The 13,852-nt window shown below is 64.4% G+C and carries 14 protein-coding genes; 8 read left to right on the forward strand and 6 right to left on the reverse strand.

All coding sequences use genetic code 11. The annotated features are described in order from the left end of the window. The first annotated feature begins 229 nt into the window (after positions 1-229). A complete protein-coding gene (locus FQP90_RS00760; protein ID WP_144647718.1) occupies positions 230-1,663 on the forward strand; it encodes an ABC transporter permease in 1,434 nt (477 codons plus the stop codon). Positions 1,664-1,665: 2 nt separating this feature from the next. Further along, a complete protein-coding gene (locus FQP90_RS00765; protein WP_144647720.1) occupies positions 1,666-2,358 on the forward strand; it encodes an ABC transporter ATP-binding protein in 693 nt (230 codons plus the stop codon). Here FQP90_RS00765 and FQP90_RS00770 read toward each other — a convergent pair. The 3 genes from FQP90_RS00770 to FQP90_RS00780 are packed head-to-tail and all read right to left on the reverse strand — an operon-like array spanning position 2,336 to position 5,342. After that, positions 2,336-3,517, reverse strand: coding sequence for an ABC transporter permease (locus FQP90_RS00770; protein WP_144647723.1), 1,182 nt, complete (start codon positions 3,515-3,517; stop codon positions 2,336-2,338). The genes FQP90_RS00765 and FQP90_RS00770 overlap by 23 nt on opposite strands. Further along, entirely contained in the window at positions 3,514-4,242 is a 729-nt protein-coding gene (locus tag FQP90_RS00775; RefSeq protein WP_144647724.1) for an ABC transporter ATP-binding protein, read from the reverse strand. The genes FQP90_RS00770 and FQP90_RS00775 overlap by 4 nt, the downstream gene beginning before the upstream one ends. Positions 4,243-4,247: 5 nt before the next feature. Next, positions 4,248-5,342, reverse strand: a complete 1,095-nt coding sequence (locus tag FQP90_RS00780) for a biotin/lipoyl-binding protein (protein ID WP_144647726.1) — start codon at positions 5,340-5,342, stop codon at positions 4,248-4,250. A gap of 267 nt (positions 5,343-5,609) precedes the next feature. Between FQP90_RS00780 and FQP90_RS00785 the strand changes: the two genes are divergently transcribed. After that, entirely contained in the window at positions 5,610-6,680 is a 1,071-nt protein-coding gene (locus tag FQP90_RS00785) for a Gfo/Idh/MocA family protein (protein WP_144647728.1), read from the forward strand. 15 nt (positions 6,681-6,695) lie between these two features. On the opposite strand, the gene FQP90_RS00790 is transcribed toward FQP90_RS00785, so the two are convergent. From FQP90_RS00790 to FQP90_RS00800, 3 genes are all read right to left on the reverse strand, one after another. Beyond that, on the reverse strand, positions 6,696-7,136 hold the full coding sequence (locus tag FQP90_RS00790) for a DoxX family protein (protein WP_144647730.1): 441 nt from the start codon (positions 7,134-7,136) through the stop codon (positions 6,696-6,698). A gap of 74 nt (positions 7,137-7,210) precedes the next feature. Then, the gene (locus FQP90_RS00795; RefSeq protein ID WP_144647733.1) at positions 7,211-7,882 is read right to left on the reverse strand and encodes a phosphonatase-like hydrolase; all 672 of its coding nucleotides are present in this window, start codon (positions 7,880-7,882) and stop codon (positions 7,211-7,213) included. Then, the gene (locus FQP90_RS00800) at positions 7,879-8,646 is read right to left on the reverse strand and encodes a GntR family transcriptional regulator (protein ID WP_144647735.1); all 768 of its coding nucleotides are present in this window, start codon (positions 8,644-8,646) and stop codon (positions 7,879-7,881) included. Before FQP90_RS00800 ends, FQP90_RS00795 begins: the two co-directional genes overlap by 4 nt. Before the next feature lie 127 nt (positions 8,647-8,773). On the opposite strand from FQP90_RS00800, the gene FQP90_RS00805 reads away from it, so the two are divergent. From FQP90_RS00805 to FQP90_RS00825, 5 genes are all read left to right on the forward strand, one after another. Continuing rightward, positions 8,774-10,027, forward strand: a complete 1,254-nt coding sequence (locus FQP90_RS00805; RefSeq protein WP_144647737.1) for a TIGR03364 family FAD-dependent oxidoreductase — start codon at positions 8,774-8,776, stop codon at positions 10,025-10,027. Positions 10,028-10,069: 42 nt separating this feature from the next. Beyond that, positions 10,070-10,984 (forward strand): phosphate/phosphite/phosphonate ABC transporter substrate-binding protein, encoded by a 915-nt coding sequence (locus FQP90_RS00810; protein ID WP_144647739.1) that lies wholly within the window; start codon positions 10,070-10,072, stop codon positions 10,982-10,984. Next, complete coding sequence (locus FQP90_RS00815; protein WP_144647741.1) at positions 10,984-11,748, forward strand: phosphonate ABC transporter ATP-binding protein; 765 nt, start codon at positions 10,984-10,986, stop codon at positions 11,746-11,748. Before FQP90_RS00810 ends, FQP90_RS00815 begins: the two co-directional genes overlap by 1 nt. Then, positions 11,745-12,599: a phosphonate ABC transporter, permease protein PhnE gene (gene phnE, locus FQP90_RS00820; protein ID WP_144647742.1), complete on the forward strand. Its 855-nt coding sequence runs from the start codon at positions 11,745-11,747 to the stop codon at positions 12,597-12,599. Before FQP90_RS00815 ends, phnE begins: the two co-directional genes overlap by 4 nt. Before the next feature lie 82 nt (positions 12,600-12,681). Continuing rightward, on the forward strand, positions 12,682-13,791 hold the full coding sequence (locus FQP90_RS00825; protein WP_144647744.1) for an FAD-dependent oxidoreductase: 1,110 nt from the start codon (positions 12,682-12,684) through the stop codon (positions 13,789-13,791). The last annotated feature ends 61 nt before the right edge of the window (positions 13,792-13,852 follow it).

A 13,852-nucleotide genomic window follows, 5' to 3' on the forward strand; every position in this document is an offset into this window, starting at 1 on the left:
TTCGCTTGCTCAGGTTCTGCTGGATCATCGAGCCCCGGTGCGGGCCAGAACTCCGGAATTCGGGGTTCCGGATAACAGCGAAAGTGAATGATCCAGCAGAATTCGTGATCTCAGGCTTTCACAGCCCACGCATAGCTTTGGCTGGTGTGCCGCACAGCAGCACTGCGCAGTCTTGGATCTGCAACCCACGTCCTGTGGGCACACAATCTTGCAGGTCCAAAGGAGAAACGTGAGCGTCCTTGCCCGAAGCGTAGGCAATGCCTTCCGCAACAACATCAGAACGGCGGCGGTCGTGGCCGTGCTGGCCGTAGCCATCGGCCTGGCCTTGGCAATGCTGGTGGCCAACCAGGCCGTAGGTGCCAAAGTCCAGGAGCTCAATGCCTCCGTGGGAACCACGCTGACGGTGAACCCGGCTGGCGGCCAGGGATTCGAAGGCGGCGGCGAACCACTCACGACGGCGGAAGCTGAGACTGCGGCGTCGGTCGCCAACGTGACCTCCGTGGTGGGCACCAAGGCGCTCCGTCTCCAGACGGCAACCACGGGGACCACGGATTCAACAACCGGCAGCACCCAGCAGGGCCCTGGCGGCGGTTTCGGTCCGGGAGGCCAGCAGGCGACGGTCAGTACCAACCTGACTGCTGCCGTCGACGCCGGTACGCTGGGCAACCGCAACAACGCGAGCGGCACCACCGGAGCCCAACCCGCACGCACGCTCCCGATCACCGCGACGGGCATTGGCGCCGAGGTGGACAGCACCGGCAAGGCCTTGGAGATTACCAGCGGCACCGGTTTGGGCGACTACACAACCTCTGAAGCGAAGGCCTTGGTAGGTACCTCGCTGGCAGAGAAGAACAACCTGACGGTCGGCTCCACCTTCACCATTCAGGACAAGACGTTTACCGTCACGGGAATCTTCGACGCCGGCACCACGTTCGGCAACAACGCCGTCTATGTCACCCTTCCCGAGGCCCAGGCACTGGCCGAAACCCCCGATGAACTTTCCACCATGATTGTCACGGTCAACAGCATGGAGAACGTGGACAGCACCAAGACCGCCGTCCAGGAGGCGCTTGGCACGGACAAGGCCGATGTCACGCAGGGCCAGCGCAACCTCGAAACCGCGGTCAGCTCCCTCGACAGCGTCAAGAACATTTCCATGATCGCGTTCATCGCCGCCCTCGCCACGGCCGGAATCATCATCCTGCTCATCATGGTGATGCTGGTCCGCGAGCGCCGTCGCGAAATCGGCGTCCTGAAGGCCATCGGCGCCCGGAACCGGACCATCGGACTGCAGTTCGTACTCGAGTCGTTGGTTCTGGTGGCCCTGGGCAGCGTAGTGGGTGCGGTGATCGCTTCATTGGCCAGCGGCGGCATCGCTTCCGCTCTCATCAGTTCAAATACAAGCACGACGGCGGCCCCCACCACCCAGCGCGGTGGGGGGCTCGCAGGGGCCATGCCGAACGGCGGTGGCATGCCCGGCGGCGGCCAAGGTGGTCCGTTCGGTGGCGCTTCCCAGCTACTCACCTCCGTCACGGCGAGCGTCTCCCCCGGCGTCCTCGCCGCAGGTATCGCCGCGGTGTTCGCGGTGGCCATCATCGGCGCGCTTGTCCCTGCGTTGCTGACTGCCCGCATCCGTCCCATCGAAGTACTCCGAGGAGAATAGCCGTGATTGAAGTCAAGGACCTGGTCCGTCAGTTCAAGTCCGGTGACCGGACCATCAAACCCGTCAACGGCGTGAGTTTCGAACTCGAAAAGGGTTCGCTGGCGTCAATCGTCGGCAAGAGCGGCAGCGGCAAAAGCACGCTGTTGTCCCTCTTGGGTGCGCTGGACAAACCCACTTCAGGAGACGTCGTCGTGGATGGCGTCAGCCTGGCGGGACTGCCGGATGGCAAGCTGACCGAGTACCGTCGCCGGGACATCGGCTTCGTGTTCCAACAGTTCAACCTGATCCCCAACCTCAGCGCCGTGGACAACGTGATGCTGCCCATGGAGTTCGCCGGTGTCCGCAAGGCGGCCAGGTTGAAGCGGGCCAAGGAGCTGTTGGAGCAGGTTCAGCTGGATCCGGAGAAGCAGTCACGGCGGACCAACCGGTTATCCGGTGGAGAGCAGCAGCGTGTGGCGATTGCCCGGGCGCTGGCCAACGAGCCCAAGTTGATCCTCGCCGATGAGCCCACCGGAAACCTGGATGAGCAGACCGGCGAGCACATCATCGAACTGCTGAGTTCCCTGAGCCGAGACCACAACACCACCATCCTGGTGGTCACGCACGACCGCAGCCTGGCCCGGAAAACCGAACGCTGCTTCCGCCTTCAGCAAGGCAGGCTCACGGAGGAGGTCAGAACCGGATCGCGTCGATGACCTTGACGCGCACCGCCACGAGCGCCGGAATGGCTCCAGCGAGTGCGCCCACCAGGACGGCGGCACCGAACCCCATCAGGGCGGCATCGATGGGGAAGGCAGGGTACTCGGTGAGTCCCGGCGCTACTTTCGACTCGATCCATGGATGCTTCACCACCGCGACCGCCAGCATGACACCGGCCACACCGGCTACTGCGGTGGCCACCACGGATTCCATCATGACGCCAACAAAAATCCGGCCCGAGGTTGCTCCGAAGCTGCGACGGATGCCGATCTCCCGGACCCTGTAGCGCACGGTGACCATGGAGATGTTCAGCATTCCCACGGCGCCGAGCAACAGGACCAACCCGGCTACGCCGCCCACCACCAACTGCACGGGGGCCAAGGGATCGCCCCAGGCCGCGTAGTCCATGCGGTCGGCTTGGGCGTAGTAGCCGGGGAACTGGCCTTGGAGGTCGGCGGTGATCGCTGCTTTGAGTGCGTCGGCCTGCTCCTCGCCCACCCACATCTTGAACTGGGACATTTGCGCTTCCATCCCCGTCATGGCCGCACCCTCGCTGAGGATGAACGCGGACGGCGGCGTGTCCGGGTAGGCATCAGGGACGACGCCGATAATCACCGCCGTGGCCGGCTGGTCACCGGGGATTCTCACGGTTGGATGGGTGGTGAGGTTCGGCCTGCCGGCTTGGTTGTAGAAGGCCTCGGAAACCACGACGGCGGGTGCGAGCCTGTGACCGTCATCGGCGGCGAACCAACTTCCCTGCTGAAGTGGCACGCGATGGATGATGCCGTAGCCAACGTCCACGATGGTCATGCTGACGGCGGTCACACCACGGGGAAACTGAAAGCCGGCTTGCGTCTGACCGACGTGGGTGGAGGTGGTGATGCCGTAGCGCTGCTGGATCCCCTGGTACGCCTTCTCGAGTTTGGCCGGGTCCGGCGTGGTTGGTCCGTTGACGCTCAACGACAACGTTGCCACGCGGCCGCCGTTTCGTTCAGACTGCACTTTGTAGCCCTCGCGGGCCAAATTCCCGACGCCCACCACGGAGGTTAGAGCGGCGACGGACAAGGCCACACCAAGCAGGGCCAACAGGATGCGTACCTTGTTGATGCGGAGTTCCTGCCACGCTTCGACGAGGGTGGAGACCAAACCGGTCATGCCCTGACTCCTGCTGCTTGCGGTACCGACAATGCGGTCAGGACTCCGGAGTCCAGCCGGTAACAGGATCTGGCCAGGGCGGCCACGTTGGTGTCGTGCGTAATGGTGACCAGGGCTGCTGCGGTCTCCGTCGCAACGGTGTCCAGCAGTGCCATCACGGACTGGCCGGTTTCGACGTCAAGTGCACCGGTGGGCTCGTCGGCCAGAATAAGCCTGGGCTTGCGGACCAAAGCCCGGGCGATGGCCACGCGCTGCTGCTCACCACCGGACAACATGTTGGGCATGGTGCTGGCCCGGGCGGCCAGCCCCACGCGGTCCAGCATGTCCATGGCAATCTCACGGCGACGCCAGAACTCTTTGCCCTTGGCGTAGAAGAGCGGAGTGATCACGTTGTCCAGCGCACTGCGGCCGGGCAACAGGTTGAACTGCTGAAAGACGAAGCCCACGGTGGAACCGCGTAGGCGTGCACGGGCATTGTTGCCCAGCCGGTCCGCCGGTTGGCCCAGAAACTCGAGCTCACCCGACGTTGGGACATCCAGCAGGCCGAGCAGGTTGAGCAGCGTGGATTTACCGCAACCGGAGCGACCCACGATGGCTGTATGGTCCCCGCTGTAGACCTCAAGGTCGATGCCACGGAGGATATGCAGCTGTTGCTCGTCCGGCAGCGTGACAGACCGGGTGACTGACCGCAGGCTGACGAGGGTTTCCTTGGAAGATTGCTGCATGAGCTCTAACCCGCCGGAGCGAAGGCGACCTGGCCCGGTCCCATTATGGGGTTGGGAGCAGCAGGGGCACCTGGCACGAACTCGAGGACTTGCTCACCTTCGGCGAGACCGGAGGTCACTTCCACAACGTTTCCGTCATTGAGTCCCAGCTGGACCGTGCGCTGCTCAGGCGCAGCACCCGCTCCTCCCGGACCTGCAATCCACACGATTCCGTCCTTCACACTGCCCTTGACCGAGGTCAGGGGGACGGTGACCACATCGGGTGCGACACCTGCGCTGACCGTCATGGTGGCACCGAGACCGGCAAAGACTTCCTGATCAGCAGGGACTGCGCAGCTAAGCGTGCCCGTGGGAGAACCGCCCTCATCGGGTTGGCTTCCACCAGCAGGGCCTGCCGACGCTGCGCCGACGCCCATTCCTGCACCTCCGCCCGTGGCGGCCAAACCACCCGAGGCGGCACCGCCGTCGTCGGACGCATTGTTCTTGAGCGTCACTTCCGTGCACTGGAACGGAGCCGGTCCACCCACCAAAGCGATTTCCGCTGGACCCGGTTTGCCGAGCAGGCGGTACTGCTGCGCCGCCGTGACAGAGCCAGCCACGGTGTACGTTCCGGGGTCGATCTTGCCCACGGACTCGCCCACGGTGACCTGCTGGTCGATGAGTGTAGTCAGGGACTGCAGCGTTCCAGCGCTCGGAGCCACGATGTTGAAGTAGTCGTACACAGGCTTCGGTGCGGTTGGTGTGCCGTCCTTGGACGTCTGCGTGGTGGTGACTGGCCGCTCGGCCTTGACCTGGAACAGGGCGTCGCCCTTCGCCACCGTGGCACCTTGCTCTACGAAGACCTTGATGACTTTGCCGGCCGAAGTACTCCGGACCGGTTCGGCGGCGTCACTCTGGACGGTGCCCTTGATTTCAACGGTGTTGGTGACGGTAGCCCGCGTCGCCGGGACCACAGGAATGTCCACTTGGGCCAGCGGCGCCGGCTCCGAGGCGGACGATTCCAGGCCATCCACAAAAGCGATCTTGACCAGAGCCACGGCGATAATCGCAAACACCAACAACCAGGCAACCGGCAAAATGACACGCCGAAAAGTACCCATCCCTGCTCCATATCGGTAACTCCCCACAGAACCTCTGCGAGGGATGATTGCCTAAGCCTAAGCGAGGAATTTCATGGCGCCGGGCATTCCTGTGACTTGACAGAATGCTTACTGTGTCGGGATTCCAGAGCGAGCCGGGCGTCATCGAAGCACTTCGCGGACCCACTGAAGGCCTTCCGCCTCCCGTTTCCACCTTCCCCGGCCGCTTTCCAAACGACGCTGCCAAAGCCTTAAGACTCGCTTTCGAGAAATGAGAGGATGTCAGTCATGACCCTTCCTATCGCCAAGCCGTGGCTGTCCTCCCAAACCAACCAGGATCCCCGAGCAGCTACTGGCCGCCGTTTGAAGTGGGGCGTCGTTTCTACAGGCAACATCGCCAACAGTGTTTCGCAGGACCTGTCCTTGCTGGAAGATGCCGAGCTCTACGCCGTGAGCTCCCGGACCCAGGCTGCCGCGGACGCGTTCGCCAGTGCGGCCGGGTTCACCAAGGGCTACGGCGACGACGGCGACGTGCCCGGCTACCAGCGGTTGTTCGACGATCCCGCTGTGGATGTGGTCTATGTGGCCACTCCCCATGCCCAACACTTCCAGATCGCCGCGGCTGCCCTCCGTGCCGGCAAGCATGTCCTGTGCGAGAAAGCGCTCACCATCAACGCCCGTGAAGCCGCCGAACTGGTGAAACTGGCCCGGGAAAACAAAGTCTTCTTCATGGAGGCCGTGTGGAGCCGGTTCCTGCCGAGCATGCAGCGGGCCTTCGCGATCGCCGCGTCCGGGGAGCTCGGACAGATCCAATGGGTGAGCGCCGACCTCGGTTTCCCCGCACCGTACGACCCCTCAGCCCGCATCTGGGCACTCAACGACGGTGGGGGCGCCCTCCTGGACCTGACCGTCTACCCGTTGCTGTGGCCGTTGGGAACTCTGGGATTCCCGCAGTCGGTCACGGCGATCGGCACGCTCAACGAGGACGGCGTGGACACCCAGAACGCACTGACCCTGGGGTACGCCAATGGCGCGCAGGCGCAGCTGACGTCGTCCTTGATGGCCCACGGACCCAGGACCGCCACCGTCGCGGGCGGACTCGGCTTCCTGCAAACAGTTGGCTCGGTGAACAACCCGCGCGAACTGATGATCCGTGTTGGCTGGGATGAGCCCCGCCACGAACGCTTCGACGTGGTGGGCATTGGCTACACGTACGAACTTCGTGAAGTGACGCGGTGCGTACAGCAAGGATTGACCGAAAGCCCGGTCATGCCGCTGGAGGACTCCGTCAACGTCATGCGCCTGTTCGATGGCGTCAGGTCGCAATTGGGCATCCGCTACCCGAACGACGCACGGTGAATTAACTCGGGTGCGTTAACGACCTTGGCGGGCCGGTTGCCGTGCGAGCTTTCGGTCCAAAGAGAGCGCTCCAGGGCCAAGGAATATGAACGCCACGGAGATGGCGGCGTAGATGATCAGGAGTTCGGCGGTCACTCCTGCCTTGTCCGTGAGCAGCGGCTTGCCCGCCTCCGTTACGAACCAGATGCCGGCGAACATGATCGCCGCAAGGAACCCGGCCACGCGGGTCAGGGCGCCGAGAACCAGCAACAAGCCAAGGCCCAGCTCCCCCGCGATCACCAGCCAGGCCACGATCTCGGGCTTCTGCACACCCATGGCAGCGACCGACGCGGCGAACGCGGCATGACCGGCCATGAGCTTCTGGAAGCCATGGACCATGAGGAGCGCGCCGAACACCACGCGCAGGATGGTGACGCCGCGGGCGGAGGACTTGGGTGAGGGGTGAAGGAATTTCACCCGTCCCAATCTTCCATGCCGGGCGCTTCCAGCCAAACGGACGGTGCCACAAGGACCGCAGCCACCCCCGCTTGCTAGGACAGCAGCCCCGGGATGTCCTTGACGCCGTCCAAAATGTGGTGGTGCGGGTGCGCGGCGAGGTCGACGCGGCCCAGCTTCCCGGTCAGGACGCCGACGGCCGTGACGCCCGCATTGTTGGCGGCGGCGAGGTCGTTCACGGTGTCGCCTGCGGCGAGCACGGCGCGGACATCCTGCACCCCGGTCAGTTCCATGGCGCGATGGATCATGTGCGGCGCCGGCCGGCCGGCGGCTACGTCGTCGGAACACACGACGGCGTCCAGCAGGCTGTCGTCGTCGACTCGCCAGCCCAGGCGTTCCAAAAGCGGCTCAGCGACGTCGCGCGAGAAGCCCGTGGTCAGTGCCACCTTGACTCCCTTGCCGCGGAGTTCGCGGAACGCGTCCTCGACGCCGTCCAGCGCCACAGGTGGGTTGGCGTCGTAGAACTCGACGAGCAACTCCTTGAACCGGACGAAAGCGGCAGCCACTGTGGCCTGGTCCACAGTTCCACCTCCGGCTTCGATGAGCGCCGTGATGGCCTCCACCTTGTCAGCACCCATCCATTCCTGCACGGATTCGGGGGTGGTGGCTACGCCGGTCTCTTCAACGCAACGGGCCAGGGCAACATAGACGTCGCCGTGTTCGTCGATGGTGGTTCCGGCCATATCGCAGGCAACAAGCTGGATCATGGGGTGGCTCCTTCGGTGTGGATGCGGACCAGCGCGGCCCTGCGTTCCACGGTGTTGTCGATGGTGAAGTTGGTCAGTGCCGGCAGGTAGCGGTCCTCTGAATATTCGAGGGGCTGCCCATCGCCGGATCGGGTGATGCGGCGTTCGCGCAACAGCGGAATGCCTTCGGGCTGCTCCAGCAGTTCGGCGTCCTCGTCGCTGGCCGCCACGGCGTCAATGGTGTGGCGTGCGCTGTGCAGATCAACCCCTTGCTCCTTGAGGAACGCGAAGATGGACCCCGAGTCGGTATCGAAGTCGAACAGTTTCCGGCCCACCTCCAGGACGAACGTGGTCCGTTCAATCATGGCCGGCACCTCATCCAGGTAGCGGACGCGGAGGACCTCCACCACGGTGGTTCCCGGCATCAGCCCCAGGGCCTCGGCAGCTTCCGGGCTTGCTTCGCGGCGGGCGACCTCCAGGGTCCGTTGGCCGGGCTTCTTGCCGATTCCACGGGCCCACTCGGTGAAGGAGTTGAACGTGGAGAACGACTGCGACGGCACGGACGAACGCACCATGGGGGGACGCCCACGGCCGCCCGTCACTGCGCCCTCGGAACGGAGGAACGCAAGAGCTTGGCGGATGGGTCCGCGGGAAGTTCCGAACTCGCGGCACAACTCGGCCTCGCTGGGCAGCTGGAAACCCGGAGGCCAGTCACCGTTGGTGATTCGGCGCATGAATTCTTCGCTAAGCCTGACGTGAAGGGGTGCGTTCTGCTGAGTGCTCACCAGTTGATAATACAAGTCTCGCGTGATGGAAACACTGGATTTGAAAGGCTGGAGATGAACTTGGCATTAACTCAAATGAACAGAATTTAAAATCAGGTTAACTTGTATATACAAGTGCCATTTTGGCTTGATTCCCCTCGATCCAGCAGCCAATCTCAATGGTGTGAACAACCCAAGCACCTCCCCCACACCCTTCAACAACGGCGCCAGCCAGCCCACCGACGTCGTGATTGTTGGCGCTGGAATTGTTGGCCTGGCTCATGCCGCGCACGCTGTTGCCAACGGCCTGACCGTGACCATCGTTGACCGTGACCACCACGCCGCCGGCGCCTCCGTCCGCAACTTCGGTCATTGCTGCATCACCGCCCAGTCCGGCGAACTGTACGAACTCGCGCAGACCTCCCGGAAGTATTGGCTCGAGTTCGCCGAGCAGGCCGGCTTCTGGGCTTCGGAGGCCGGCGCCGTCGTGCTCGCCCGCACCGAAGCCGAGATGAACGTCCTCCGCGAACTCTCCGCCGTCCGCGAGCCTGGCCAGGTGGAGCTGCTTACGCCGAAGGAGACACGCGAACGGTTGGGTTCTTCGGCTTCAGTCGCTGGCGAGACGCACGACGACGCCGGTACTTCGGGCGCAGGATGGCCCGGGCTCGTAGGTGGCGCCTTCCTCCGGGACGACCTCCGCGTCGACCCCCGGACCACGGTCGCAACGTTGGCCGAATGGCTAAGCCAGCAGTCCGGCGTCGAACTTCACTGGAACACTGCGGCGCTGGGCTTCAGCCAAGCCGCGGACGGTGTCACCGTGATGACCTCGCGCGGCGAGCTGCGTGCAAAGCAGGTGTTCGTATGCGTCGGCCACGATGTGGACTACCTGTTCCCTGACCTGGCCGTTGAACACCAAATCCAGCGGTGCGCGCTGCAGATGTCATTGGCAGCCAAACCGGCTGGCGCCGACTTTGCACCGGCCGTTCTCACGGCAACCTCCATGCTCCGTTACCCGGCCTTCACGGATATGCCCGCCGCTGCCGCCCTCCGTTCCGAGGTGTTGGAGAACCAGCCGGAACTGCTGGACATCGGTGCCAACGTCATGTTCACGCAGCGCCCCGACGGGACCATCATCCTGGGCGACTCGCACCACTACCACCGGACGGCCGATCCGTTCCTGGATGAAGCCGTCACCACCACCCTCAACACAGAAATCACCAGCAGGATCGGCGAGCCCCTGGAGATCATCCAGCGCTGGCAGGGTGTTTACGCATCTTCTGCCATCGCGCCCATCCTGGTCCGCGAAATCCAGCCAGGCGTCACGGTGGTGTCCGTAACCTCCGGCGTCGGTATGACCCTGTCCTTCGGCCTGGCACACCGCAACGTGTCGCGCTTGTCCTGAATTTTCCCGTTCTCCCCGCCCTCCCTTCGCATAAGGATTCCCATGAAAACCACGCTCTTCACCGGTTCCGCGCTTGCCCTGGCCACCGTCCTGGCATTGACAGCCTGTGGCGGCTCAGCCCAATCCTCTCCTGAGGCGACCTCGGCCACCTGCCCCAACGGCGAGATCAAGTTCGGCATCGAGCCCTATGAGGACCCGGCCAAGTTGAAGCCCGCCTACGACGTCCTCGCCGCCGCCCTCGCCAAGAAGCTTGAATGCCCTGTCAGCGTCCAGGTGGTTGAGGACTACGCTGCCGAGGTCCTGGCGATGCGCAACGGCAAGCTGGACCTGGGCCAGTTCGGTCCGTTGGGCTACGTGTTCGCGGACGCCAAGGCCGGCGCCGAGCCGCTGGTGTCCTTCGGCACCGCCGAGAAGGAACTCAGCTCGTACACCGCGGGCATTTGGGTTCCCAAGGACAGCACCATCCAGGCCATCGGAGACCTGAAGGGCAAGTCGCTGGCACTGGGCAGTGTCGGGTCCACGTCGGGCGATGTGCTGCCGCGCTTCGGCCTCCGTAAAGCCGGAATCGCCGACGCCGACATCACCGTGGACTACACCGGGGGCCACCCCGAAGCACTCCTGGCACTAACCAACGGCAAGGTGGACGCTGCCCAGATCAACTCCCAGACGCTGGCCACAGCCATCGCAGCGGGCACGTTCACCAAGGACGACTTCCGGCAGGTGTGGACCTCCGAGCCCATCCCGAACGACCCCATTACCGTCCGTGGAGATGCCGCACCTGAGTTCAAGGCCGCGGTGAAAGACGCCTTCCTGAGCTTGGACCCCGCGGATGTGGCCAAGGTGGGCGAGTTCCTGGACGTCACCCCTCCGGGCCCGCTGCTGGAGGTCACCAAGGACAACTACACGCCGCTGTTCGAGCTCGCCGAGACCATGGGCCTTACCGAGAAGGATCTGTAGTGACTGACCCACTCCTCTCCGTCCAAGGATTGCGCAAGTCCTTCGGTGGCCGGACCGTCCTGAAGGGCGTGGACTTCTCCGTCGCCGCAGGCGAAGTGGTCGCTTTCCTCGGCGCGAACGGCTCGGGCAAGTCCACCACCCTCCGCTGCGTCATGGGTATCACCGCCCCGGACGCCGGCACCATCAGCATCGCGGAAACCGCCTTGGACTCGTTGCAAGGCCGTAATCTGCAGGAGGCCCGGCAACGGATGGCCATGATCTTCCAAAAGATCCACCTCATCCCCCGCCGCACAGCCTTGGACAACGTGTGCGCCGGCGCCCTCGCCCGCATTCCCACCGTCCGTTCACTGACGCCAATGCTGTTCCCTGCCGATGTTCAGCAGGAAGCCCTTGATTGCCTGGACCGCGTGGGCCTGGCAGACCGTGCCTTCGACCGCGTCGGCCGCCTCTCCGGCGGACAGCAGCAGCGCGTGGCCGTAGCCCGGGCACTCTGCCAGCGGGCCGACGTCGTACTTGCCGACGAGCCCGTGTCCGCACTGGACCCGCACGCCGCCGAGCAAGTCATGGCCTTGCTCCGCGAACTCGCCCACTCGGAAGGGCTGGCCGTAGCCGCGGTGCTGCACCAGCCGGACCTCGCGCTGCGCTACGCCGACAGGTCCATCGGGCTGCTCCAAGGCTCCATGACCTTCGACCTCCCCTCCACGGAGATCACGGCCGATCACCTCGACACGTTGTACGCCCCGGACAGGAACATCGCAGCATGACACCCCATACCCTGAACCCAGCCGTCGCGCGCCGGGACTCAAGCAGCAAGGCCCGCGTGGCACTGATCCGCCCGAAGAAGCCCCTGCGGTGGATCACGACGGCGGCAGTGGTTGCCGCCGTCGTCGGACTGCATGCTGTGGCCATCGAAGGGACGGACTTCAAACCCGAACTGCTGGTGGACGGCTGGAAAGGCATGGCCGCCTTCATCGGCGATGCCTTTCCGCCGGACCTCAGCTGGGACCGCACGATTCGCCCCGGCCTCGAAGCCACGCTGGTGACCCTGTGGATCGGCCTGCTGGGCACCACGTTGTCTGTACCGTTTGCCCTGCTCCTGGCAGCGCTTGCCGCGGAGAACACCACCCCGCACCGGCTGGTGTACCAAGCCGCGCGTGCCGTGTTGTCCTTCTTCCGTGCCGTACCGGACATCGTGTTCGCGCTGATCTTCGTGACCGCCGTGGGCCTTGGTCCATTCGCGGGCGTGCTGGCCCTGATCTGCCACAACACGGGCGTGATGGGGAAACTGTGGGCGGAATCGATGGAAGAGATCGACGCCGGGCCGCAGGAAGCACTGCGAACAGCGGGCGCCAACCGGATCCAACAGGTAGCCAATGCCACGCTGCCCATGGTGGTCCCGCAATTCGTGGGCTTGCTGCTCTACCGCTTCGACGTCAACGTGCGGTCCTCGCTGGTCCTGGGCCTGGTGGGCGCTGGCGGTATCGGGCTCCTGATCAACCAGTCCATCAAGTCGTTCCAGTTCGACTCCATGCTCACGCACATCCTGATCGTGTTGGTGCTGATCATCGTGGTGGATCAGTTCTCTGCGTGGATCCGCAGGCGCCTGGCTGCGTAACCTTCAGGCTTCGGGGGCAGAATGGGAGGTGGCCCTGATTGGGGCCGTGGTTTGAGTCCCGGACGTTGTGGATGGAGCAGGCATGCAGGTTGACGTTGTAGTTGTTGGCGGAGGAGCCATGGGATCGGCGGCCGCATGGCAACTCGCCCGGTCCGGCCGATCGGTGGTTCTGTTGGAGCAGTTCGAGGCCGGGCACCACATCGGCGCCTCCCATGGCGCCACCCGCAACTTCAACACCGCCTACGTCGAGGCCGATTACCTGGACCTCTTGGCAGAGTCCAAGACACTCTGGGACGAGCTCGCCGCCGAGCACGGCGCGCCGCTCCTGGACATGGTGGGACTGGCCAACCACGGCAACCTCCCGCGGCTGCAACAAGTCCGCGAAGCCCACGAGGCACGCGGCATCGAAAGCTACTTCATCTCCGCCGACGAAGCCGCCAACCGCTGGCTGGGCATGAACTTTGCCACCGACGTGCTCTTCGTCCCGGGATCGGGCCGCATCCGCTCGGCAGATGCCCTGGTAGCCCTGCGGAAGTCCGCCGAGTCTCACGGCGCGGTCTTCAAATACTCGACGCCGGTCCGCGACATCCGCGTCACCGGCGGCGAATCAGTGGTGGTGGTCACCGAGGAAACCGAATACACAGCCCATCGTGTGGTGGTCACCGCCGGTGCATGGACCCCCAAGCTCATCGGAAAACTCACGGATCTGCCCGCGTTGGTCGTGACGCAGGAGCAGCCGGCCCACTTCACTCCCACGGACAACACGCTGGTGTGGCCGAGCTTCAACCACAGCCCGGACCCCGATCCGAACAACGAACTGTATGAGTACTGGTACAGCCCCGTGTACGGCATGCTCACCCCCGGCGAGGGCGTCAAGGCCGGCTGGCACGGTGTCGGCCCCGTCATGGACCCCGACGAGCGCACGTTCGAGCCCATTCCCCACCAGCTCGAAGCGTTGGTGCGGTACGCCGAGGAGTGGCTTCCCGGCGTCGACCCCTCCACCGCGGTTCCCATCAGCTGCACCTACACCACCACGCCCACTGAGGACTTTGTGCTGGACCGCTTCGGTCCGCTGGTGGTGGGCGCTGGTTTCTCCGGCCACGGTTTCAAGTTCACGCCGGCTATTGGGCGGGTGCTGAAGGACATCGTCGACGGCGGCGTGGCACCTGGGCGGTTCCACGCCGAGCGCTAGGAGTTTTAGTACAGCTAATGCCCCCAAGACGGTGTCTTAGGGGCATTAGCTGTACACAAAC

It is taken from the genome of Paenarthrobacter nitroguajacolicus (assembly GCF_007786235.1).
GTDB classification, from domain to species: Bacteria; Actinomycetota; Actinomycetes; order Actinomycetales; family Micrococcaceae; genus Arthrobacter; species Arthrobacter nitroguajacolicus_A.